The organism is Streptomyces sp. NPDC079020 (assembly GCF_044542225.1).
Lineage (GTDB): Bacteria > Actinomycetota > Actinomycetes > Streptomycetales > Streptomycetaceae > Streptomyces.
Genome location: NZ_JBITUB010000004.1, coordinates 276,341 through 299,496, shown reverse-complemented (window position 1 = coordinate 299,496; position 23,156 = coordinate 276,341). Strand labels below are relative to the sequence as shown.

Here is a 23,156-nt window from a genome sequence, read left to right as displayed (position 1 = left end):
CCGCGCGGTCATACGGTGCCACCCGTCCGGTCGGTCGGGCCGGGTGGCCGGGGTGTTTCAGTCCCGGGCCGCCGCGACCGCGGCCGGCTCGGGAATGTGCGAGGCGACGATCCGGCTGCGGGCGGTCGTACGCCGCTCCAGGGTGCCGGAGACGACTGCGAGCACCAGCGCCGAGGCAGCCAGGGCGGCGCCGACCCAGTTGGCCGCGGTGTATCCGAATCCCGCCGCGATCACGATGCCGCCGAGCCAGGCGGCCAGGGCGTTGCCGAGGTTGAAGGCTCCGATGTTGACGGCGGAGGCGAGGGTGGGTGCGCCCGCCGCCTGGTCGAGCACCCGCTTCTGGAGCGGCGGTACGGTCGCGAAGCCCAGGGCGCCGATCAGGACGATGGTGAGGGCCGCGGCGGTCTTGCTGTGGGCGGTCACGGTGAAGAGGCCCAGAACCACGGCGAGCGCGCCGAGCGACACGTACAGCATCGGCATGAGGTGGCGGTCGGCGAACCTGCCGCCGACCAGGTTGCCGCCGACCATGCCGATCCCGAAGAGGACCAGCAGCCAGGTGACGGACGATGCGGAGTATCCAGCGGCCTCGGTCATCATCGGGGTGATGTAGGTGATCGCGGCGAAGACTCCGCCGAAGCCCAGGACGGTCATCGCCATCGCGAGCAGGACCTGCACATTGCGGAACGCGGCCAGTTCGTGCCGGAGACGTACGCCTTCGGCCCTGGGCTGTTCCGGTACGAGCTTCGCCACTCCGAGGAGTCCGAGCACACCGAGTCCGGCGACGATGAGGAACGTGGTCCGCCAGCCGGCGGTCTGTCCGATGAAGGTGCCCAGAGGTACGCCGACGACGTTGGCGACGGTGAGTCCGGTGAACATCATGGCGATGGCCCCGGCCTTCTTCTGCGGGGCGACCAGATCGGCCGCGACGACCGACCCGATGCCGAAGAAGGCGCCGTGTGCGAGCGAGGCGATCACCCGTCCGGCGAGCATGACACCGAAGGCGGGAGCGACGGCGGACACCACGTTGCCGACGATGAACAGCCCCATCAGGAGCATGAGCATGCGTTTACGGGTGATCCGGGTGCCGAGCATCGCCATCAGCGGGGCACCGAGCACGACACCCAGTGCGTACCCGGTGACCAGGAATCCCGCGGTCGGGATCGATACCTGGAAATCCGCGGCAACCTCGGGGAGCAGCCCCATGATCACGAACTCGGTGGTTCCGATACCGAATGCCCCGATGGCGAGGGCGAGGAGCGCGAGCGGCATGGGTTCACCTTTCCAGGAGATTGCGCCTGCACCTTACGAGCGCCCACAATAATTGCAGACGCCGTTTATTTGCAAACGCTGGCTATTGCGGACGTCCCCTATCCTGTAAGCACGCAGCTCCCGCACGGAGGAGAGACCCATGACAGCGAACGACCCCGCACTGACGGCCCTCGCCCAGGGCTGGTGCGCGCTCTCTCTGCTCCACGGGAAGATCGAGGCACACATCGAACGGGCACTGCAGTCCGGCCACGGCCTCAGCGTCCGTGAGTACTCGCTGCTGGATGTCCTGAGCCGGCAGCACGACGGGCCGGGCGGGCATCTCCAGATGAAGCAGGTCGCCGACGCCGTCGTCCTCAGCCAGAGCGCCACCACCCGGCTGGTCACCCGCATGGAGGACCGCGGACTGCTGACCCGGTATCTCTGCGACACGGACCGCCGGGGCATCTACACCGATGTCACCGAGGCCGGTCTCGCCCTGCTCGACCAGGCCCGGCCCACCAATGACACCGCGCTGCGCACCGCGCTGGACGAGGCCGGCGGCAATCCCGGACTGGCACCGCTCGTCAGGGCGGTCGAAGGACTGAAGGTCCCCGTGTAGCCATGGCGGGCTGCGTATTCTGCCGATCATGAGTGATCTTGAGATACGCCCTGCCGTCCTCACGGACCTCCCGGCCGTCGTGGCCATGCTCGCCGACGACCCGCTGGGCGCCCAGCGCGAATCGCCCGATGACCCGACCCCGTACCGGGCCGCTTTCCAGCGGCTGGACGAGGACCCGAACCAGCATCTCGTCGTGGCCGTGCGCGAGGACCGCGTCGTCGGGACCCTGCAACTGACCGTCGTCCCCGGGCTGTCCCGGCGTGGAGCCACCCGCTCGATCATCGAGGGTGTCCGTATCCACGGCGACGAGCGCGGCAGCGGCCTGGGAACCCGGCTCATCCAGTGGGCGGTGGACGAATCACGGCGTCAGGAATGCCAGTTGGTGCAGCTGACCTCGGATGTCACTCGTACCGACGCGCACCGCTTCTACGAGCGGCTCGGTTTCACGGCCAGCCATGTGGGCTTCAAGCTGGCGCTCTGACCGGGCCGTTCGGGCGGGACGGGGTGCGGCCGCTCGGGCCGGACGGGGTGCGGCCGTTCGGGCCGGACGGGGTGCGTGTTTCACGTGAAACACGCACCCTCAGGATTCAGCTGCCGAGCCCGCGCCAGCCGCCCTCGTCCACACCGCCGGGAATGGCCGCCCCCGCGTCGTACGGCTCACGGGTGAAGACGAACGAGCCCAGGTCCAGATGATCCACCGTCCCGTCGTCGGCGCGAACGATACGAAGGGTCTCCCCCGCGTAGTAGCCGCTGAGACCCGTCCAGGTTCCGTCCCGCTCGGCGCGGAAAGCCGCACCGCGGCCGGTGGCGCGCAGCGGCCGGAGCTCCAGCCCGCGGTCAGCGTTCAGCTTCAGCACGAAGGTGTGGGTGCCCCAGTACCAGAGCCCGGTCAGGGCCAGCAGCTGCCCGTCGACCCCGGGCAGCGGACGCCACGGTTCGGGGATCCGCGGCTCCGCCTCGGCGACGATCCGTACGAGGTCGGCGGCCACTTCACCGGTGGGCGGCCCGGACGTGGCGTTGCTGAGCACGACAGCGGCGACGTCGTCCTCCACGCTGAACCACAGGGCGGCGAGGAAGCCGGGGAGCGACCCGGTGTGCCCGATGAGGGTACGGCCGCCCGGCCGTGCGATCTGGACGCCCAGACCGTAACCGCTCTGCGAGTCACCGGACTCGGACGGCGCCGAAGGTTCGCGCATCTCCCGTACGGAAGCGGCACACAGGACTTGTTCGTCCCCCTCCGCGAGAAACGCGGCGAACCGGAGGAGATCGGACGCGGTCGACCAGAGCTGACCGGCCGGCGCCATCAGACCGAGGTCCTCGACCTGCTCGGGCATCAGGACATCGGCCCAGGGGTGCACGGCCCAGCCTCCCGCGTGCGGGGCCTGCGGCTGGGCGGACGTACGCCGCATGCCCAGCGGCTCCAGGATCTCGCGGCGCAGCACCTCTTCCCAGGACGCTCCGCGCACCGCCTCGATCAGTGAACCGAGCAGGGTGTAGCCGGGGTTGGAGTAGTGGTGCCGGTGGCCGGCCGGGTGTGGCCGCGGCTTCTCACCGAGGACATCGGCGAGCTCCGGACGGATGGTCCCCGGGGTCCGCTCCCACCAGGGGCTGGGCGTCTCGGCCCCCAGCCCCGCACTGTGTCCCAGGAGCTGGTAGACGGTCACGTCGCCCGCCGCCGTGCCGGGAAGGTGCTTCTCCAGCGGGTCGTCCAGATGGATCAGGCCCTCGTCGCGCAGCCGCATCACCAGTACGGCGGTGAACGTCTTGGTGATCGAGCCGATCCTGAACTGCGTATCGGTATCCGGGGCATGCCCTTCGACACAGGTACGGGCGCCGCTCCAGACAGGCTGCCCCTGTCGCTGGACCGCGGCCACGAGCGAGGGGGTACGCCCTTCGGCCTGCGCGGTGGCAGCGCGGTGCAGCAGGGCACGCCGGGTGCTGGGGAGCAGTTCTTCACTGGGGGAGGTCATGGTCCACACATACCCGGCCGCCCGGCCTGTGACGAGCCCTTTTCGCTGGGCGCCGAAGGGCCCGCCGACGGTCGGCGGGCAGACGGGCCACGGGGGAGGGCGGCAAGCACCTGAGCAACGGCAGGCAAGCGGGACCAGGGGGCAGCAGGCCTCAGCCCTTGCGGCTGTACGTCCTGACCAGCACCCCGTTCTCGAAGGAGCGCACGTCCTCCAGGGTGAATTCGGTGACCGCGAAGTCCGACCCGAACATCGGCATCCCGCTCCCGTACACCAGCGGATACGTCTTGATCACCAGCTCGTCGATCTCGTCGAGCAGTTCTCCCGCCAGCTGCGAGCCACCGCAGAGCCAGATGTCCAGCTCGCTGTCCTCGGCCTTGAGCTCCCTGACCCGGGCGACCAGGTCCTCGGAGATGATCTCCACATTCGGGTCCGGCGACTCGGCGAGTGTCCGGGACGCCACCAGCTCCCTCAGATGGCCGTACGGGCTGGTGATGCCCAGGTCCAGCGCCAGCTGATAGCTGGACCGCCCCTGGATCACGGTGTCGAAGCGCTGTTGCTTCGCGTCCTGGAGTCCGTGCGCCTCGCGGCCCTGGACCGCGATCGTCTCCGGGTACCCCGAGGTGAGGAATCCGAGGAACTCCTCGCTGACGAAGGGATACATCGTCGAGGCATCGCCCTGGGGATCTCCGATGAACCCGTCGATCGAGCAGGCGATGAAGTACGTGAGCTTTCGCATGTGTTCCCCGTTCCACGTTCGGCACAGGCCGAAGAGTCCTGTTCAAGGTGACGGTCACGGCAGTCACGCACCGCGCCTCAACCACTTCGCTTATAGTGCTTCATGTGTAGTGGTTAAGCAAGCCTCTTTTACGGGAGGCGATCAGCGGAGACCGGCGAGGAGAAGGACGATGGCGAAGAACCCCGAGCGCAGAACGGCGCTCACGGACGCGGCGATCGAGGTGCTGGCGCACGAGGGAGCACGCGGGCTCACCTTCCGCGCGGTGGATGCGCGGGCCGGTGTGCCGGTGGGCACGGCCTCCAACTACTTCAGCAGCCGCGACGACCTGTTCATGCAGGCGGGCGCCCGCATCAACAGCCGTATGACACCCGACCCGGACCGGGTCGAGCAGGCGATGCGCCCCGCACCCTCCCGCGAACTGATCGCCGATCTGATGCACTGGCTCGTCCAGCGCATGGCCGATGACCGCACCGGCTATCTGGCCATGCTGGAACTCCGGCTGGAGGCCACCCGCCGGCCCGCCCTGCGGGCGCAGCTGACCCGGACGGTGCGCGCGGCATTCGACGACAGCGCCCGGTTCCACCGGGACGCGGAACTCCCCGGCGACAACGACGCGTTCCTCGTCCTCTACCTGGCCATGACCGGTGTGCTCCTGGAGCACTTCACCCTGCCCGACATGCTCGCCGACACCGAACTGGACCAGGTGGTGGAGACCGTCGTCACGCGCATCATGCCCCTGCGGTAGACGGTAGACGGCCACGAGGCGACGGCGCGGCACATCACCCGCGGCGGACCGGGACAAGGTACGGGCGCGCACAGGCGCGGGGGCTTCTTGCGAGGAGGGTGTCGCCGACAGCCGGCGAACGAGAGGGGAAAGGGGAGTACCCACTCCTTTCCACTCTCAACATATAGCGCATGGGGGGCCTTGCGGCAAGGCCCCCTCCGTACCGCAGAATCGTCCGCCGAGGCCACCGCCGCCCCGGACGCCCCGGACGCCCCGCCGGACGCGACGGCTGCAACGGCCTCAGATCGGAGTCATGCCGTGAACCCCCTGACCACCAGCGCGTTCGACCTGCCCGACCGTCTCTCCCCCAAGGCCGACCCGGCGCTGATCGCCGCCGACGAGCGCCACTTCGCGGCCATCGCGGACTGCCTCGAAGCGTCGCTCGCCGAACTGTCCGACCGCCTCGACGCCGAACGCAGGGCGCCCGGCGTCATCGGCCGGCAGGCGATGGACCGGGACCTGGAGATCCACCGGCTGACCGCGCGCCTGCGCGCACTGCGCCGCTTCGGCCTGGACCTGTGCCTCGGGCACATGGTCAGCGAGGAGAGCGGCGAACCCGTGTACATCGGACGGTTCGGCCTGACGGACAGCGCGGACCGCCGGCTGCTGCTCGACTGGCGCTCCCCCGCGGCCGAGCCGTTCTTCGGGGCCACCCACGCCAACCCGATGGGGCTGACCAGCCGCCGCAGATACCGCTGGACCCGCGGCCGGGTCAGCGACTACTGGGACGAGGTGTTCACCTCGGACGGGTTCGCCGGCAACGCCGCACTCGACGACCAGTCCGCCTTCATCGCCAGCCTGGGCAGCAACCGGTCCGCCCGGATGCGCGATGTGCTCGGCACCATCCAGGCCGACCAGGACGCCATCATCCGCGCGGGCTCCCGCGGCGCCCTCGTCGTCGACGGCGGGCCCGGCACGGGCAAGACCGTCGTCGCCCTGCACCGCTCCGCCTACCTCCTCCACTCCGACCCCCGCCTCGGTCACCGCCGTGGCGGCGTACTGTTCGTCGGCCCGCACCAGCCCTACCTGGCCTACGTCGCCGATGTCCTCCCCAGCCTCGGCGAGGAGGGCGTGCAGACCTGCACCCTGCGGGACCTCGTCACCGAGGGAGCCGCGGCGACGGCCGAGACCGACCCGGCCGTGGCCCGGCTGAAGTCCTCCGCAGACCTGGTCAAGGCGGTCGAGACAGCCGTCAGGTTCTACGAGGATCCGCCCGCCGTGGGAATGACGGTCACGACCCACTGGTCCGACATCCCGCTGAGCCCCGGCGACTGGGCCACCGCGTTCGAAGCGGCGGAACCCGGTACGCCGCACAACGAGGCGCACGACCAGATCTGGGAGGAACTGCTCACGATCCTGGTGGACAAGCACGACGGCGACGCCCCGGACGACCAGCTCCGCAGGTCGCTGACGCGGAACAGGGAACTGCGCACGGCCTTCAACCGCGCGTGGCCGCTGCTCGAAGCGGCCGACATCGTCGGAGACCTGTGGTCGGTACCCGCCTACCTGCGGAAGTGCGCTCCCTGGCTCGGCTCCGACGAGGTGGCGCTGCTGCAGCGTGGCGACGTGCGCGCCTGGACGGTGTCCGACCTGCCGATCCTGGACGCGGCACGGCAGCGGATCGGCGACCCGGAGGCGTCACGGCGCAGGCGGCGGCACAGAGCCGCGGTCGCCGCCGAACGCGAGCACATGGACAAGGTCGTCGACGCCCTGCTCGAAGCCGATGACGACGGGGAGGGCCTGGTCACGATGCTGCGCGGAAAGGACATCCAGAACACCCTGGTCGACGAGAGCGCACCGACCGGCATCGAGCCGGACCCGCTCGCCGGCCCGTTCGCGCACATCGTCGTGGACGAGGCCCAGGAGCTGACCGACGCGGAGTGGAAGATGCTGCTGCTCCGGTGCCCTTCCCGGAGCTTCACCATCGTCGGCGACCGGGCCCAGGCCAGGCACGGCTTCACGGAGTCATGGCAGGAACGGCTCGAACGGGTCGGCCTCGACCGGATCGGCCTGGCCTCCCTGAGCGTCAACTACCGGACACCGGAAGAGATCGTGGCGGAAGCCGAACCGGTCATCCGCGCGGTACTCCCGGACGCCAACGTGCCGGTCTCGATCCGCAGCAGCGGCCTCCCCGTCATCCACGGGTCCGTCGCGGAACGGGATTCGGTCCTCGGCACCTGGCTCGCCACGCACGCCGACGGGATCGCCTGCGTCATCGGTGATCCCGCGTTCCCGGAGACGCCGCGCGTCCGGTCGCTGACTCCGGAGCTGTCGAAGGGACTCGAATTCGACCTGGTCGTCCTCATCGACCCGCAGACGTTCGGCGAGGGCATCGAGGGAGCGGTCGACCGGTATGTCGCAATGACCCGGGCCACCCAGCAACTCGTCATCCTCACGAGCGGCTGAGGGCTGTCCCGCACCGCTGTTCCACGTGTGCGGCAGCGGCTGTTCCACGTGAGCGGCACCGGCTATTCCACGTGTGCGGCAGCGGCCTCGGCCAGCTGGTCGAAGGTGCGGACCAGTACCGCCCGACGTTCCTCCTTGTAGTCCCGCGAGGGCCCCAGATCGTCGATCGTCCGCTCCCAGACGGGTATGAACTGCTTCTTCCACTTCTCCACCTGCTCCGGCCGCAGCAGCGTGTCCGAGGTGTGTCCGGCCCGGGTGAGGACGGTCAGCAGCTCCAGCTGGCACGGGACGGCGACACCCCAGTACTCGTCGGGCTCGATCTCGACCGGATCGCCGTCCATCACCTCGGCGACCTCCGCGACGAGCCGGTCGATGAAGGACGACAGGTAGTCCATGGCCGTGTCGCTCTCGAAGTTCCCGCTGCCCCAGGTACCCATGGCTTCTCCTCCGCGTGGTGACGTCACATCACGATGGGGCCATCGAAGCAGGGAGCACTGACAACGCGGCCCGGAGCGGGGCTTCACGGCGGCACGGCGAACGCTCAGACGGTACGGGTGTGGTGGTCCAGCAGGCATGTGAGCAACCGCGTGAACTGCTCGCGCTCGGCCGGGGTCAACGGCGCGAGCAGTTCGTCGTGGAGGCCGTCCAGGACGTTGTCGAGAAGGCGGAGCTGACGGCGGCCCCGGGCGGAGATCGTGATGACGTTGCGGCGCCGGTCGTCGGGATCCGGTGCCCGCTCGGCGAACTCGCGCTCGGCCAGTTCGTTGAGCACGCCGACCATGTCGCTGCGGTAGATGCCGGTGCGCCGGCTCAGCTCCGCCTGGCTGCCGGGCCCCAGATCCTGAAGGGAGGCGAGCACGGCGTAGTGCCACTTACGGGTGCCGACCCGGGCCAGCCCCTCGGAGATCAGCCGGTCCGACCGTACGGTCAGCTGCGACAGCAGCCGGCTCGCCCGCCGGCGCAGCCTGTCGGGCGTCCTGAGCGCGCCGTCGTCGGGCAGGTCCGCGGCCTCGGCTCTGATCATGGCGCCCATCCTACTCATTGCGTTAGCCAGACTAACGATGTATGTTCGCTCGCGCCAAGATCGTTAGTTAGACGAACGTTGTTCGAGCGGACTCCAAGGAAGGAAGATCTTGCCCACCACGACAGTGCGGATTCCCACCCCGGACGGCCGGGCCGACGCTTTCGCCGCGTTCCCCGACGGTGGCGAGCGGCACCCGGGGGTGCTGCTGTACCAGGACGCCTTCGGCGTGCGGCCCGAGTTGGAGGACAAGGCCCGCGAACTGGCCGCGCACGGCTACTACGTGCTCGTTCCCAACGTCTACTACCGGCACGGCCCGGCACCGGTGACCGAGCTTCCCGGGCACATCGGAAAGGAGATCCGGCCCGCGGTCATCGACCGGCTGATGCCCCTGATCACGGCACACACCACCGAACGGGTCCTGCGCGACGCCGACGCCTACCTCACGTTCCTCACCAGCCGGCCCGAGGTCACCGCCGGACCCGTCGCCGCGATCGGCTACTGCATGGGAGGCGCCCTGGCCGTACGCACCGCGGCGGCCCACCCCGGCCGGGTGGCCGCCGTCGCCGGATTCCACCCCAGCCCCTTGGTCACCGACGCACCCGACAGCCCGCACCACCTCTTCGGCGAACTCACCGCACAGGTCCATCTCGGCCTCGCCGAGGGCGATATGACCCCCGGGACCACCAGTGAACTCCTCCGGGCCCTGGATGCCGCGGGTGTCGAGCACACCACCGAGATCTACCCCGGTACCGTCCACGGCTTCACCATGTCCGACACCGACGCATTCAGCCCCTCAGCGGTGCAGCGCCACTGGGACCGCCTGCTCCTGCTGCTCCGCCGGACGCTGACCGCCGTGTAGGAGCTCCGTCGCCCGTGGCACAGGCCGTGCCGGCCGAGCAGCGGTTCTTCCGCTGTCCCAGGTCGATGGCACAGCCGCTCAGCCTCACGGACGTGGCACTTCCTCGACGTCCCGGCCGGAGCCGGTCGGCGCTGCGGCCCGGCCGGCGTCCCGCACCACCTCGGCGGGAGGCTTCAGGCCGGGTCAGAGCCGCAGGGCCCACAGTGTTCCGCTCGCCTCGGCGACGAAGCCCCGGCCCTTGGTGAACGCGGGCTCGTTGGCGAAGGCGTTCGCGAATTCCCCTGCCCACACCTCGCGGCCGTCAGCGGCATGCAGGACGTGGGCCCGTCTCCAGGTGGTGAACAACCGCTTGTGGGTCTCGCTGATCAGGACGTACGTGTCCGTGCCGTCGATGCGTCCCTTCGTGCTGTGCCAGCGCTCCTTGCCGTCGTCGGTGCCCAGGCACACGGTCCTCTCCCCGGTGGGCAGGACGAATCCGCCGGCGACGGCCAGCACGTTCCGGATGCCCCGCACGCGTTTCGGCTCATTGCCGTCGTCGAACTCGAGCGCCCGCTCGTAGGGGCCGCCGTAGGTCCACTTCACCCTGCCGCTGGCCACGTCCACGGCGGTGGGTTCTTTCCGGCCCCCGGCTGCCAACGGCAGGAAGACGGTGGTGCCCGACACGAGCGCCTCCCAGGCCGCCCGGGACGTACCCGTCTGTTCCTCCCGGTCGTTGAACGGCGTGCGCCACAGCACTTCGCCGGTACGCGCCGACCGGCAGACGAGATCGGTGGCGGCCGGCCTGCCGTTCTCGTAGCAGAGCAGGAACTTCCCCGGAGCATGGGCCAGGTCGCCCTTCGGGGAGAAGCCGGCCTGCCGCCACACGGCCTTCCCGGTACGCCCCAGCAGCGCGGCATCCCCGAAGAGCACCAGGTCTCCGGCGGGCAGAGCCGATCCTGGGATGTCGGAGGTGTACTGCCACCGCTCCTCGCCGGTTCGCGGGTCCAGACCGCTCACGGCCGTGTCGCTGTGAACGAGCAGCAGGCCGCTGGGCCGGTGCACGGCCCAGCTCCCCGACTCCGGTTCCCGACGCCACAGCAGCTTGCCGCTGTCCACGTCGAGGGCATCGAACCGGGGGCCGTCCCCGTCCGCCGGCCTGGTCCTGACGACGACGGCACCGCCGACCACGGCGAGCCGGGGGCTGCCGTCCCCGTAGTCGTAGTCCCCGTTCACCGTCGCTTTCCACAGCCGGGTTCCCCGGGCCGCGTCGAAAGCGTGCACCACCACAGGGCCGAGGCCGGCGGCCACAAACCAGCGGCCGCCGCCGACCGCCATCGCGGAATCGCTCCCGTCCAGCTTCTGGGAGTCGCCGATGCCCCGCGACCAGACGAGCGGCCCCTTGTCCGGATCGTCCGTCAGATACAGGGCCGCACCGGTACCGGCCGCACCGAGCACGGCAACCGCCGCTCCGAGCCGCAACGCGTCGCGTCGTGTCCTCGGGCGGGAACCTGCGGGAGGGGACACGTCGGCCGTGGGAGCGTACGGGGAGGGCTGCGGCCTCGCTCCGCCGGTATCCACGACGGTCGGCGTGCGCTGGGCCGGCACCGGCGCGCCCCGGTCCGTCCCGCCGCGCAGCGCACGAAGCTCAGCACCCAGCTCACCGGCGCTCCCGTAGCGGCGTTCGGGATCCTTCTCCAGCAGCCGCAGCACCAGCCTGTCCCAGGCGGCCGGGATACCGGGCAGGACACTGCTCGGCGCCGGTGGCACATCATGCAGATGCGCGGTCAGAAATCCCAGCGCGTCCGGAGAGCTGAACGGAAGCCTGCCGGTGAGCAGCTCGAACAGCAGACAGCCCACCGCGTACAGGTCGCTGCGCCGCTCCGGCCGGCCACGGGCCTGCTCCGGCGCCATGTACGCGGCCGTCCCCACCACCATCCCGGTGCGGGTCAGCAGATCCCCGGTCGCGGAGGGGTCCGCGGCGCGGGCGATCCCGAAGTCCAGCACCTTCACGCCGCCGGACGCCGTGATGAAGATGTTCGCCGGTTTGATGTCCCGGTGCAGGATGCCCCCGGTGTGCGCCTCGGTCAGCGCGTCACAGATCTGCGCACCCCACCGGGCAACCTGCTCGCGGGCCACGGGGCCACGGCGTGCCACCGCCTCAAGACCCTCGCCGCGCAGGAACTCCATCACCAGGTACGGCGCCTGACCGTCCGGGGTGGCGGCCTCCCCGAGATCGTGCACAGCCACGATACGAGGATGCTCCAGCGCCGCCGTGATCCGGGCCTCCCGCAGGAACCGGACCCGCAGTTCACCGGCCGCGGTTCCGCCGCCGGCCAGCAACGAGACGACCTTGACCGCGACCTTGCGCCCGAGCCGCTCGTCGAACGCCTCCCACACCTCGCCCATGCCGCCGCGGCCGACGCACCGCTCCATCCGGTACCGCCCGGCCAGCACCCGCTCGACCACTTCGCTCCCCGCCCCCACCGACCGACCTGGCGAACCGCATGCTAGCCCCACGCCGCTCCCGCGGCATCGGCTCCCGCTCAACCTCCACCGACCATCCAGATCACGGGGACGAATCCGTAAAGATCCGCACCACGTGCGGGGTCGCCCCGGTCAGCGAGCGGGGTGGCCGGGGAGTCTCGGATCGATGGCCGACCGGCCACGAAGCGGCCGAGAGCCGTGAGATGCGGCCGTGCGGTCCGGGATCCCACAGCGCCCCCTGTGGGATCTCCACGCCCGCTTCATGGCGCGAGGCTGTGGCTGCCCCGGCCTGCCGCGACGGCGGCGAGGGCGGCGAGGGCCCTGGTCCGTGGCGCGTACGGAGCTGACGCGGCGGTCGGGCGGGTTTGCGGGGCGGTGGGTGGAGCGTGGTCTCGCGGTGGTGCGCTGTTCGGCGCCGACCGCGGCGGGCGTGCTGTCGCGCCGCAGGATCGCGAGGACGGCGCCGATGGCGACGAGGCCGGCGAGGGCCGCGTAGCCGTACGTGAGGGTGGCGATGGTGGCGACCCCGGCGACGAAGAGGGGGCCGCCGGCGTCGCCGAGTTCGCGGCCGAGTTCGGCGGCGCCCATGGTCTGGCCCATGCGTTCCTCGGGGGTGCTCGTGGCGAGGGTGGTAAGCCGAGGGGGGTGATCAGGCCGGTGCCGGCGCCGATGAGGGTGGCGGCGGTGAGGACGCCGATCAGGCCGGGCACCATGGCGCAGGCAAGCCCGGCGGCGGTGAGGGTCAGGCCGACGGCCAGGCCGGTGCGCGTGGTCAGTCGCCCGTTGTCGAGGGCACGTCCGGCGGTGGGCTGGACAAAGGCGGCGGTGGCCGCGAGGACGGAGACGGCTGCGCCGGTGGCGACGGTGCCGAGCCCTGCGGCGGCGCCGGTGACCGGCAGGAACCCGACGCCGACGGACAGGGCGGCGGTTGCGGCGGCGAGGGCGGCGGTGGACCGTCGCCGCCCCGTACATGCCGGAATAGTGCTTCTGCCCGTGTGCCAGCGGCACCCCCAGGCCGGACTGGCGTCCGCAGCACGATGCCCCCGTCGACACGCCGACGAGGGCACACCTTCACTGCTTCACCCGAACAGGCGAGAGTCACCAACCGCGGGTCTCAACGCCATGTCGCATCCGACTCCGATCCGGCATCCACTCCGAGGCTCCGAGACTCCGACAGGAAAGGTGAGGCCCTACGCGCCGGCCGATCAGGTCTGCGCCATGTCGACGAAGCGGGAGTAGTGGCCCTGGAAGGCCACGGTGATGGTGGCCGTCGGGCCGTTACGGTGCTTGGCCACGATCAGGTCCGCCTCGCCGGCCCGGGGCGACTCCTTCTCGTACGCGTCCTCGCGGTGCAGCAGGATGACCATGTCCGCGTCCTGCTCGATGGAGCCGGACTCACGCAGGTCGGAGACCATCGGCTTCTTGTCCGTACGCTGCTCCGGTCCACGGTTCAGCTGCGAGAGGGCGATGACCGGGAGCTCCAGCTCCTTGGCCAGCAGCTTGAGGTTTCGGGACATGTCCGAGACCTCCTGCTGCCGGCTCTCGGCGCGCTTCGCGCCGCCGGACTGCATCAGCTGGAGATAGTCGATGACCACGAGCTTGAGTTCGTTGCGCTGCTTGAGGCGACGGCACTTCGCGCGGATCTCCATCATGGAGAGGTTCGGCGAGTCGTCGATGTAGAGCGGGGCGGCCGAGACGTCGGGCATCCGCCGGGCGAGCCGCGTCCAGTCCTCGTCGGTCATCGTGCCCGAGCGCATGTGGTGCAGAGCCACCCGGGCCTCCGCGGACAGCAGACGCATCGCGATCTCGTTGCGCCCCATTTCGAGCGAGAAGATCACACTCGGCAGGTTGCTCTTGATCGAACAGGCCCGCGCGAAGTCCAGGGCCAGCGTGGACTTGCCCATGGCGGGACGCGCCGCGATGACGATCATCTGGCCGGGGTGCAGCCCATTCGTCAGGGCGTCCAGATCGGTGAAGCCGGTCGGCACACCGGTCATCTCGCCGCTGCGCGAACCGATCGCCTCGATCTCGTCGAGCGCGCCCTCCATGATGTCGCCGAGCGGCAGATAGTCCTCGCTGGTCCGCTGCTCGGTGACGGCGTAGATCTCGGCCTGCGCGGAGTTGACGATCTCGTCGACATCCCCGTCGGCCGCGTATCCCATCTGCGTGATCTTCGTTCCGGCCTCGACGAGCCGCCGGAGGACCGCGCGCTCGTGGACGATCTCCGCGTAGTACGAGGCGTTGGCCGCGGTCGGCACCGACTGGACCAGGGTGTGCAGATACGGGGCTCCGCCAACCTTGGTGATCTCCCCCCGCTTGACCAGCTCGGCGGCGACCGTGATCGGGTCGGCCGGCTCGCCCTTGGCGTAGAGGTCGAGGATCGCGGTGTAGACCGTCTCATGGGCCGGACGGTAGAAGTCGTGGCCCTTGATGATCTCCACGACGTCGGCAATGGCGTCCTTGGACAGCAGCATGCCGCCGAGCACCGACTGCTCCGCGTCGAGATCCTGCGGCGGCACCCGCTCGAAGCCGGGGGAGCCACCGTCCCAGCCGTCCTCCGAGCCCCGGTCGTGCCGGTCCTCGCGCCCCTTGCGGTCTCCGCGGCGCTGACGGGAAACGGGCAGACGGTCACTGGGACCGGTGTCGGCCCAGGGGTCGTCCAAAGGCTCGGGAATGCTCACCGGGCCACCTCCTCCCGTCCGCTTCGCGGACCTAGCCATGCCACTCTTTCTTACGGCACGGCACCGACAAACAGGCCGCCCGACTCCGGTTCCAACGCGTCGAATTCTGCGGGTTCCGAGGCAGGAACGGAGTGCGGGCGCCGGACCACGGTAGGCCGCTCCGCACCGTCAGCCAATCTGGTTATCCACAGGGCATGTGGACGACGGACCAGATGCTGTGGAGAACTCCGCCGAACCTGTGCACGGACCGGGGGACAGCGCTGTGGACAAACTCATAGCCGACCCACCATCAATGCCCTGACCTGCACGTTCTCCATCCACTGACTGTGGGGGAGAAAAACTTTTCCCCTGAGCTCAAGATCGCCGCACAACGCACACACCCGAGCGCGCAACCAGGGAAAAAGTAAGGGCTGAAATGGCATTGCATCTCTTACCTGTGGAAGATTAGATTTACCCCCATGACCCAGGCCTCCGCGCCCCCTCCGTCCAGCCGCCGAAGGCATGACCGCGAGATCATCGCACTCGCCGTCCCCGCCTTCGGCGCACTCGTCGCCGAGCCCCTGTTCGTGATGGTCGACAGCGCCATCGTCGGCCATCTCGGCACTCCTCAGCTGGCCGGTCTCGGCGTCGCCGCCGCACTGCTGATGACCGCCGTGAGCGTCTTCGTCTTCCTCGCGTACGCCACCACCGCCGCCGTCGCGCGCCGGGTCGGCGCGGGTGACCTGCCGTCCGCGATCCGCCAGGGCATGGACGGCATCTGGCTCGCACTACTGCTCGGCGCGGTCGTGGTGGCGCTCGCCCTCCCCTCCGCGCCCTGGCTCGTCGAGGTCTTCGGCGCGTCCGACACCGCGGCCCCGTACGCCACCACCTATCTGCGGATCTCCAGTCTCGGTATCCCCGCCATGCTGGTGGTGCTCGCCGCGACGGGTGTTCTGCGTGGTCTCCAGGACACGCGCACTCCTCTCTACGTCGCCATCGGCGGCTTCGCGGCCAATGGCGCGCTCAACGCGGCCCTCGTCTACGGCGCCGGCCTCGGCATCGCCGGATCCGCCTGGGGCACCGTGATCGCCCAGGTCGGTATGGCCATCGCCTATCTGATCGTGGTGGTCCGGGGAGCACGCCGGCATGGAGCCTCCCTGCGCCCCGATGCCGCCGGGATCAGAGCCAGCGCCCAGGCGGGTGTCCCACTGCTGGTCCGTACGCTGTCGCTGCGCGCCGTCCTGATGATCGCCACCGCTGTCGCCGCCCGCCTCGGGGACACGGACATCGCCGCGCACCAGATCATCCTGTCTCTCTGGAGCCTTACCGCCTTCGCCCTCGACGCGATCGCCATCGCGGGACAGGCCATCATCGGCCGCTATCTCGGGGCTAACGACGCCAAGGGCGCACGTGAGGCCTGCCGCCGCATGGTCGAGTGGGGGATCGGCTGCGGAGTGATGCTCGGTGTACTGATCATCCTTGCCCGGCCCCTGTTCGTCCCGCTGTTCACCAGCGACCCCTCGGTCAAGGACACCCTGCTCCCGGCACTGCTGGTGGTAGCGATCTCCCAGCCGATCGCCGGCGTGGTCTTCGTCCTGGACGGCGTCCTGATGGGAGCGGGAGACGGGCGCTATCTCGCCTGGGCCATGCTGATCACCCTGGCCGTCTTCGCCCCGGTGGCCCTGCTCGTCCCCACCCTCGGCGGTGGCCTCACGGCACTCTGGTGGGCCATGACCCTGATGATGGCGGTCCGGCTGGTGACCCTGTGGCTGCGTACCCGGTCGGGCCGCTGGATCGTCACCGGCGCCACGCGCTGAACCCGGGCACCCGCTGAACCGATCCGGATCCGCCCACCGACTTCGTCGTTTCACGTGAAACCGCGACCACGACCACGGCCACCGTCGTTTCACGTGAAACGACGAAGGGCCGCACCCACTGGGTGCGGCCCTTCACCTTGCTCTGCTGAGCTCTGCCCTTAGGCAGCAACGACCTCGATGCCGAGCTTCGCTGCGACCTCGGGGTGCAGACGCACGGACACCTGGTGTCCGCCGAGCGTCTTGATCGGCGAGCCGAGCTCGACGCGACGCTTGTCGACGTCGGGGCCACCGGCAGCCTTGATCGCCGAGGCGACGTCGGCCGGGGTGACGGAGCCGAAGAGACGGCCGGCGTCGCCGGAGCGAACAGCCAGACGGACCTTCACGGCCTCGAGCTTGGTCTTGATCTCGTTGGCCTGCTCGATCGTCGCGATCTCGTGGATCTTGCGGGCGCGGCGGATCTGCGCCACGTCCTTCTCGCCACCCTTGGTCCAGCGGATGGCGAAGCCACGCGGAACCAGGTAGTTACGGGCGTACCCGTCCTTGACGTCGACGACGTCGCCGGCGGCACCGAGGCCGGAGACCTCGTGGGTGAGGATGATCTTCATGCTCTTGTCACCCTTCCCTTATCGCGCGGTGGACGTGTAGGGCAGCAGCGCCATCTCACGGCTGTTCTTGACTGCCGTGGCGACGTCACGCTGGTGCTGCGTGCAGTTGCCGGTGACGCGGCGGGCACGGATCTTGCCACGGTCGGAAATGAACTTCCGCAGCATGTTCGTGTCCTTGTAGTCCACGTACTGGGTCTTGTCCTTGCAGAATGCGCAGACCTTCTTCTTAGGCTTGCGCACAGGCGGCTTCGCCATGGTGTTTCTCCTGTGTGATCAAGAAGTGGGGTACGAGCTGCCCTAGAAGGGAGGCTCGTCCGAGTAGCCGCCGCCAGAGCCGCCAGAGCCGCCGGAACCGCCGGAGCTTCCGCCCCAGCCGCCTCCGCCGCCCTGCTGGCCCCCGCCCTGCTGACCGCCTGCCGGCGCGCCGGTGGCCCACGGGTCGTCGGCGGGAGCACCGCCACCACCCTGCTGGCCGCCGCCACCGGGACCGCCGCCCCAGTTGCCGCCGCCCTGCTGGCCGCCGCCGTATCCACCCTGGCCGCCCTGGCCACCGCGACCCGTGGTCTTGGTGACCTTGGCCGTGGCGTTCTTGAGGCTGGGGCCGACTTCCTCGACGTCCAGCTCGTAGACCGTGCGCTTGACGCCCTCACGGTCCTCGTAGGACCGCTGCTTCAGCCGGCCCTGCACGACAACGCGCATGCCTCGCTGGAGCGACTCCGCGACGTTCTCCGCCGCCTGACGCCAGACCGAGCAGGTGAGGAACAGGCCTTCGCCGTCCTTCCACTCATTGGTCTGCCGGTCGAAGATGCGGGGAGTGGACGCGACACGGAACTTCGCGACCGCCGCACCGGACGGGGTGAAGCGCAGCTCGGGGTCGTCGACGAGATTGCCGACGACCGTGATGACGGTCTCGCCTGCCATGGGTGAACCTCTCGGCGGGGATTGCTTCTGGCTGCTTGCTGCTACTCGAACCCGATGACCACTGAGCTAGAAGCTCAGTGGGTCTCGGGACGGAGGACCTTGGTCCGGAGGACCGACTCGTTCAGGCTCATCTGGCGGTCGAGCTCCTTGACGATCGCAGGCTCGGCCTGCAGATCGATGACCGAGTAGATGCCCTCGGGCTTCTTCTTGATCTCGTAAGCGAGCCGACGACGGCCCCAGGTGTCGACCTTCTCAACCTTTCCGTTGCCCTCACGGACGACGGAGAGGAAGTTCTCGATCAGCGGGGAGACTGCTCGCTCCTCGAGATCGGGGTCGAGGATGACCATCACCTCGTAGTGACGCATGTGGAACCCACCTCCTTTGGACTCAGCGGCCACGGTCGTTCCGTGGCAGGAGGGTCGTGATGCGTAAGCAACAGTGTCTCCGAGTAAAACAGCCGCCACTGACAAATCCGCTCCGTGAAGAGGGACTCGCTCTGTGCTGGCCTGGGCAGACACCGGTGCAGACCGTACAGAGTACCCGTAGACCGGCTTCCGGTTGAAATCCGGTGCCCGAAGGACGCAATCTGTACACATCGGACGTGAGCGGCGCTAGGGTGCGCCGCCTTCCGGCCAGGAGGTACTCCATGGCACAGGCAATTCGACCCCGCTCCTCCGTCTCCCTCCTCGCCACGGACGGCAAGTCCCATCCGCTGCAGGACGCGCTGATGGTGGTGACGCTGGTCCTCGGCGCCCTCGCGTTCGTGACGGCGATGTTCCACAACCTGCACCTGATCAGCTCGTGGGCCGGTCTGATCGGCATCCTCACGGGCGCCTACGGGCAGTACATCTCGGTGACCACCCGCGAGAGGTTCCCGCTCATCCTCGGCCTCGGAGCGTCCGCCATCGGATTCTTCCTGGGGATGGCCCACGGAGGCCTCTTCGGCGGTGTGATCGGCTGACCGCCGGCCGCCCGCGACCGGGCACCGGCCCAAAGGGACCGGACCCGGTCCGGGCGGGGCCAGACCGGGCGCTCCTCGGTCACAGTAGGCTTCGGCGCGAGAGCCGGAGCCCCTGACCGATGGGGACACACCTGCCGAGGAGCGCCCCGCATGAGCCTGACCCTGAGGACCATCAGCCGAGAGCAGCATCTGGCGTACATCCAGAGCCTGCCCTCGGCCAGTCACTGCCAGGTCCCGGCGTGGGCTGATGTGAAGACCGAATGGCGCTCGGAGAATCTGGGCTGGTTCGACCGGAACGGCGACATGGTGGGCGCGGGGCTCGTCCTGTACCGCCAGCTGCCCAAGATCAAGCGCTACCTCGCGTACCTCCCCGAGGGCCCGGTCATCAACTGGTACGCGCCCAACCTGCACGACTGGCTCCAGCCGATGCTCGCCCACCTCAAGCAGCAGGGCGCGTTCTCGGTGAAGATGGGCCCGCCGGTGGTCATCCGGCGCTGGGACTCGGCGGCCATCAAGTCCGGCATCCAGGACCCCGAGGTGAAGCGTCTGCGCGACGTCGAGGCCACGTACATCGAGCCGCGTGCCTTCGAGGTGTCGGACCGGCTGCGGAAGATGGGCTGGCAGCAGGGCGAGGACGGCGGCGCCGGCTTCGGTGACGTACAGCCCCGCTACGTCTTCCAGGTGCCGCTGGCCAACCGCTCCCTCGAAGACGTCCTCAAGGGCTTCAACCAGCTCTGGCGGCGCAACATCAAGAAGGCCGACAAAGCAGGTGTCGAGGTCGTCCAGGGCGGCTACGAGGACCTTGCCGAGTGGCAGCGGCTGTACGAGATCACGGCCGTGCGCGACCACTTCCGGCCGCGCCCGCTCTCCTACTTCCAGCGCATGTGGACGGTTCTCAACTCCGAGGACCCCAACCGCATGCGGCTGTACTTCGCCCGGCACAACGGCGTGAACCTCTCCGCGGCCACGATGCTCGTCGTCGGCGGCCACGTCTGGTACTCCTACGGCGCCTCCGACAACATCGGCCGTGAGGTCAGGCCCTCGAACGCGATGCAGTGGCGGATGCTGCGCGACTCGTACGCGATGGGCGCGACCGTCTACGACCTGCGCGGCATCAGCGACTCGCTCGACGAGACCGACCACCTCTTCGGCCTGATCCAGTTCAAGGTCGGCACCGGCGGCGAGGCCGTCGAGTACGTCGGCGAGTGGGACTTCCCGCTCAACAAGCTGCTGCACAAGGCGCTCGACATCTATATGTCGCGCCGCTGATCCCGGTGACATCGGTGACGAAACCGGTGTCATTCGTTTCAATGGACACGCCGCCCGACGCGATCCCGTCGGCGGACACTCCAGCAACCTCCGTACACCTCTGACTCCACCGCAGCCACCAGAAAGGTTCCGGGCCGGCCATGGCGCTCTCCCTCTACGTCGACACCGCGCGCTGGCGGGCGCACCAGAAGTCCGTGATCGACCAGTTCCCCGGCCTCGTACCCGTCTGCAAGGGCAACGGTTACGGCTTCGGCCACGAGCGGCTCGCCGACGAGGCGATCCGCTTCGGCTCCGACACCCTCGCGGTCGGCACGACCTACGAAGCGGCCCGGATCAAGGACTGGTTCAGCGGCGATCTGCTCGTCCTGACGCCCTTCCGGCGGGGCGAGGAGCCGGTGCCGCTCCCCGACCGCGTCATCCGGTCCGTCTCCTCCGTCGACGGCGTGCACGCGCTGGTCGGCGCCCGGGTGGTCATCGAGTGCATGAGCTCGATGAAGCGCCACGGGGTGAGGGAGGAGGAGCTGGGGCTGCTGCACGCCGCGATAGAGGACGTACGGCTCGAAGGCTTCGCCATCCATCTGCCGCTGGACCGCACCGACGGCTCCGACGCCGTCGAGGAGGTCATCGGCTGGATGGACCGGCTGCGCGCGGCCAGGCTGCCGCTGCACACCATGTTCGTCAGCCATCTGCGCTCCGAGGAACTGGCGCGGCTCCAGCAGCAGTTCCCGCAGACCCGCTTCCGCGCCCGGATCGGCACCCGGCTCTGGCTCGGCGACCACGACGCGACGGAGTACCGGGGTGCCGTCCTGGACGTCACGCCCGTCGCCAAGGGGGACCGGTTCGGCTACCGCCAGCAGAAAGTGGCCTCGGACGGCTGGCTGGTCGTCGTCGCCGGAGGTACGTCCCACGGCGTCGGCCTGGAGGCCCCCAAGGCCCTGCACGGAGTGATGCCGCGCGCCAAGGGCGTGGCCCGCGCCGGTCTGGCGACGGTCAACCGCAATCTGTCGCCGTTCGTCTGGGCCGGCAAGCAGCGCTGGTTCGCCGAGCCGCCGCACATGCAGGTGTCGATCCTGTTCGTCCCCTCGGACGCCGAGGAGCCGAAGGTCGGCGACGAGCTGGTGGCCCACCTGCGCCACACGACCACTCAGTTCGACCGCCTCGTGGACCGCTGACCCGGCCCGTACCACGCACCCTGCGGCCGGGCACCCCGGCCGCAGGTCAGTCGGCGGCGGTCCGGCCGCGCGCCGTGCCCCACTCCACCCGCGGCCCCTCGACCGCGGACGCCGCGTGCCGGGACGGATGCGCCGCGGGCCCCAGGACGAAGGCGTCCGGCGCCCCGTCGAGGACCCCGCCGGACGGATCGTCCGACCCGTCGCTCCGTACCCCGTCCCGCTCGGGCAGCAGGATGTCCCGTACGACCACGGCACAGAGGTACAGCGTTCCCAGCAGGTGCAGGACGATCGCGAGCTGATAGCCGTCCTGCGGCAGCCCCTGGTGCTTGTCGCCGCTGGTCGTGTACGCGAGGTACAGCCAGATCCCCATGAAGTACAGGACCTCGCAGGCCTGCCAGACGAGGAAGTCGCGCCAGCGCGGCCTGGCCAGCACCGCCAGCGGGATCAGCCAGAGCACGTACTGCGGCGAGTAGACCTTGTTCGTCAGGACGAACGCGGCCACCACCAGGAACGCGAGCTGGGCGAACCGGGGCCGACGCGGTGCCATCAGCGCCAGTCCGGCGATCCCCGCGCAGCACACGGCCATCAGCAGCACCGACGCCGTGTTCACGGTGCCGACGTCGATGGCCTTCCCCGTGCGCTGCGTGATGATCAGCCAGAACGAGCCGAAGTCGATCGGCCGTTCCTGGCTGAAGGTGTAGAACTTCTTCCACCCCTCGGGGGCGAACAGCATCACCGGCAGGTTGACCGCCAGCCAGGCCGCCGCCGCGCCGATGGCCGCCTGCCCGAACTCCCGCCATCTGCCCGCCCGCCAGCACAGCACGAGGAGCGGACCGAGCAGCAGGACGGGATAGAGCTTGGCGGCCGTCGCCAGGCCGATGAGGACGCCGAAAGCGATCACCCGGCCCCGGGACCACATGAGCATCGCCGCGGCCGTCAGAGCGACGGCCAGCAGGTCCCAGTTGATCGTCGCGGTGAGCGCGAACGCGGGGGCGAGTGCGACCAGCAGCCCGTCCCAGGGGCGCCGCCGGTGCGTACGGGAGGTGCACACCGCGATGACCACGGCGCAGATCATCAGCATGCCCGCGTTGACCATCCAGAACATCTGCTCGCGCTGCTGGAGCGGGTCACTGTCCGGCGTCAGCGTCAGCCACGCGGCGACCTGCATGAACACCCCGGTCAGGACGGGGTATTCGAGGTACTGCATGTCACCGCCGATCTCGTCGAAGTACGGCACGAGACCGTCGGCGAATCCTCGGCCGAGGAAGAGATGCGGGATGTCGGAGTAGCAGGCGTGTGTGTACTGCGAGGTGGCGCCCTTGAACCAGGCCCACTCGTAGCAGGGGATCTTCTGCACCATGCCGAGTGCGAACATCCCGATCGCCACCAGTGCGATGACCCGCACGGGCGTCAGCGGACCGTCGCCGAGCCGTGCCCAGCGGCCCACCCGCCCGCCGATCAGCTCGCTGCCCGCTGCGGCGACCTCGTCCTGGCGCGTGGGCCGTACGACGGGCCGCTCCTGGTGCACGCTCGTGTCTTCTGCGCTTGGCATGCCGCACATCCTGCCGTACGGGGCTGTGGGCGGGGCGTGGCCGGGCCGGGGACACGGCGAGGGCCGCCGCACCGGGTGTGGTGCGGCGGC

Annotated in this window: 21 protein-coding genes and 1 pseudogene; 9 read left to right on the top strand and 13 right to left on the bottom strand. The window is 69.6% G+C overall.

Features of this window, described 5'->3' with window-relative positions:
• Nucleotides 1–57: 57 nt before the first annotated feature.
• Complete coding sequence (locus ACIGJO_RS10895) at nucleotides 58–1,269, bottom strand: MFS transporter (RefSeq protein WP_399955242.1); 1,212 nt, start codon at nucleotides 1,267–1,269, stop codon at nucleotides 58–60.
• A gap of 139 nt (nucleotides 1,270–1,408) precedes the next feature.
• Here ACIGJO_RS10895 and ACIGJO_RS10890 point away from each other — a divergent pair, with 139 nt between their 5' ends.
• Both ACIGJO_RS10890 and ACIGJO_RS10885 read left to right on the top strand, forming a co-directional pair.
• The gene (locus ACIGJO_RS10890) at nucleotides 1,409–1,867 is read left to right on the top strand and encodes a MarR family winged helix-turn-helix transcriptional regulator (RefSeq protein WP_399955239.1); all 459 of its coding nucleotides are present in this window, start codon (nucleotides 1,409–1,411) and stop codon (nucleotides 1,865–1,867) included.
• A gap of 28 nt (nucleotides 1,868–1,895) precedes the next feature.
• Nucleotides 1,896–2,348, top strand: coding sequence for a GNAT family N-acetyltransferase (locus tag ACIGJO_RS10885; protein WP_399955236.1), 453 nt, complete (start codon nucleotides 1,896–1,898; stop codon nucleotides 2,346–2,348).
• Between the two features lie 106 nt (nucleotides 2,349–2,454).
• On the opposite strand, the gene ACIGJO_RS10880 is transcribed toward ACIGJO_RS10885, so the two are convergent.
• Entirely contained in the window at nucleotides 2,455–3,837 is a 1,383-nt protein-coding gene (locus ACIGJO_RS10880; RefSeq protein ID WP_399955233.1) for a serine hydrolase domain-containing protein, read from the bottom strand.
• 151 nt (nucleotides 3,838–3,988) lie between these two features.
• Entirely contained in the window at nucleotides 3,989–4,573 is a 585-nt protein-coding gene (locus ACIGJO_RS10875) for a dihydrofolate reductase family protein (protein ID WP_399955230.1), read from the bottom strand.
• A gap of 169 nt (nucleotides 4,574–4,742) precedes the next feature.
• Between ACIGJO_RS10875 and ACIGJO_RS10870 the strand changes: the two genes are divergently transcribed.
• Nucleotides 4,743–5,318, top strand: coding sequence for a TetR/AcrR family transcriptional regulator (locus ACIGJO_RS10870; RefSeq protein WP_399955227.1), 576 nt, complete (start codon nucleotides 4,743–4,745; stop codon nucleotides 5,316–5,318).
• 297 nt (nucleotides 5,319–5,615) lie between these two features.
• A complete protein-coding gene (gene helR, locus ACIGJO_RS10865; RefSeq protein ID WP_399955224.1) occupies nucleotides 5,616–7,763 on the top strand; it encodes an RNA polymerase recycling motor ATPase HelR in 2,148 nt (715 codons plus the stop codon).
• Nucleotides 7,764–7,825: 62 nt separating this feature from the next.
• Here the strand turns inward: helR and ACIGJO_RS10860 are convergent, their stop codons facing one another.
• Nucleotides 7,826–8,200 carry a DUF4259 domain-containing protein gene (locus ACIGJO_RS10860; protein WP_399955221.1) on the bottom strand — a complete coding sequence of 125 codons (375 nt, stop codon included), beginning with the start codon at nucleotides 8,198–8,200 and terminating at the stop codon, nucleotides 7,826–7,828.
• A gap of 104 nt (nucleotides 8,201–8,304) precedes the next feature.
• The gene (locus ACIGJO_RS10855; RefSeq protein WP_399955218.1) at nucleotides 8,305–8,787 is read right to left on the bottom strand and encodes a MarR family winged helix-turn-helix transcriptional regulator; all 483 of its coding nucleotides are present in this window, start codon (nucleotides 8,785–8,787) and stop codon (nucleotides 8,305–8,307) included.
• A 109-nt stretch (nucleotides 8,788–8,896) separates the two neighbouring features.
• Between ACIGJO_RS10855 and ACIGJO_RS10850 the strand changes: the two genes are divergently transcribed.
• On the top strand, nucleotides 8,897–9,646 hold the full coding sequence (locus ACIGJO_RS10850) for a dienelactone hydrolase family protein (RefSeq protein ID WP_399955215.1): 750 nt from the start codon (nucleotides 8,897–8,899) through the stop codon (nucleotides 9,644–9,646).
• A 183-nt stretch (nucleotides 9,647–9,829) separates the two neighbouring features.
• On the opposite strand, the gene ACIGJO_RS10845 is transcribed toward ACIGJO_RS10850, so the two are convergent.
• From ACIGJO_RS10845 to dnaB, 3 genes and pseudogenes are all read right to left on the bottom strand, one after another.
• Nucleotides 9,830–12,091 carry a PQQ-binding-like beta-propeller repeat protein gene (locus ACIGJO_RS10845; protein WP_399955212.1) on the bottom strand — a complete coding sequence of 754 codons (2,262 nt, stop codon included), beginning with the start codon at nucleotides 12,089–12,091 and terminating at the stop codon, nucleotides 9,830–9,832.
• A 456-nt stretch (nucleotides 12,092–12,547) separates the two neighbouring features.
• Nucleotides 12,548–13,059, bottom strand: a pseudogene (locus tag ACIGJO_RS10840) (MFS transporter); the annotation flags it as partial.
• Nucleotides 13,060–13,314: 255 nt separating this feature from the next.
• Nucleotides 13,315–14,790, bottom strand: a complete 1,476-nt coding sequence (gene dnaB, locus ACIGJO_RS10835; protein WP_266922157.1) for a replicative DNA helicase — start codon at nucleotides 14,788–14,790, stop codon at nucleotides 13,315–13,317.
• Nucleotides 14,791–15,248: 458 nt separating this feature from the next.
• On the opposite strand from dnaB, the gene ACIGJO_RS10830 reads away from it, so the two are divergent.
• A complete protein-coding gene (locus ACIGJO_RS10830; RefSeq protein WP_399955208.1) occupies nucleotides 15,249–16,586 on the top strand; it encodes an MATE family efflux transporter in 1,338 nt (445 codons plus the stop codon).
• Nucleotides 16,587–16,744: 158 nt separating this feature from the next.
• Here ACIGJO_RS10830 and rplI read toward each other — a convergent pair whose 3' ends face one another.
• The 4 genes from rplI to rpsF form a co-directional block, all read right to left on the bottom strand.
• The gene (gene rplI, locus ACIGJO_RS10825; protein ID WP_399955205.1) at nucleotides 16,745–17,191 is read right to left on the bottom strand and encodes a 50S ribosomal protein L9; all 447 of its coding nucleotides are present in this window, start codon (nucleotides 17,189–17,191) and stop codon (nucleotides 16,745–16,747) included.
• Nucleotides 17,192–17,209: 18 nt separating this feature from the next.
• Nucleotides 17,210–17,446 (bottom strand): 30S ribosomal protein S18, encoded by a 237-nt coding sequence (rpsR, locus tag ACIGJO_RS10820; RefSeq protein WP_003967857.1) that lies wholly within the window; start codon nucleotides 17,444–17,446, stop codon nucleotides 17,210–17,212.
• A 42-nt stretch (nucleotides 17,447–17,488) separates the two neighbouring features.
• Entirely contained in the window at nucleotides 17,489–18,112 is a 624-nt protein-coding gene (locus ACIGJO_RS10815) for a single-stranded DNA-binding protein (protein ID WP_399955202.1), read from the bottom strand.
• 74 nt (nucleotides 18,113–18,186) lie between these two features.
• Nucleotides 18,187–18,477 (bottom strand): 30S ribosomal protein S6, encoded by a 291-nt coding sequence (gene rpsF, locus ACIGJO_RS10810; RefSeq protein WP_266922161.1) that lies wholly within the window; start codon nucleotides 18,475–18,477, stop codon nucleotides 18,187–18,189.
• Between the two features lie 281 nt (nucleotides 18,478–18,758).
• On the opposite strand from rpsF, the gene ACIGJO_RS10805 reads away from it, so the two are divergent.
• The 3 genes from ACIGJO_RS10805 (at nucleotide 18,759) to ACIGJO_RS10795 (ending at nucleotide 21,514) form a co-directional block, all read left to right on the top strand.
• The gene (locus ACIGJO_RS10805) at nucleotides 18,759–19,073 is read left to right on the top strand and encodes a hypothetical protein (protein WP_399955199.1); all 315 of its coding nucleotides are present in this window, start codon (nucleotides 18,759–18,761) and stop codon (nucleotides 19,071–19,073) included.
• Between the two features lie 150 nt (nucleotides 19,074–19,223).
• The gene (locus tag ACIGJO_RS10800) at nucleotides 19,224–20,342 is read left to right on the top strand and encodes a lipid II:glycine glycyltransferase FemX (RefSeq protein WP_399955197.1); all 1,119 of its coding nucleotides are present in this window, start codon (nucleotides 19,224–19,226) and stop codon (nucleotides 20,340–20,342) included.
• 140 nt (nucleotides 20,343–20,482) lie between these two features.
• Nucleotides 20,483–21,514 (top strand): alanine racemase, encoded by a 1,032-nt coding sequence (locus ACIGJO_RS10795; protein WP_399955195.1) that lies wholly within the window; start codon nucleotides 20,483–20,485, stop codon nucleotides 21,512–21,514.
• Between the two features lie 46 nt (nucleotides 21,515–21,560).
• Here ACIGJO_RS10795 and ACIGJO_RS10790 read toward each other — a convergent pair whose 3' ends face one another.
• Nucleotides 21,561–23,075 carry a glycosyltransferase family 87 protein gene (locus ACIGJO_RS10790; RefSeq protein ID WP_399955193.1) on the bottom strand — a complete coding sequence of 505 codons (1,515 nt, stop codon included), beginning with the start codon at nucleotides 23,073–23,075 and terminating at the stop codon, nucleotides 21,561–21,563.
• Nucleotides 23,076–23,156 lie beyond the last annotated feature (81 nt).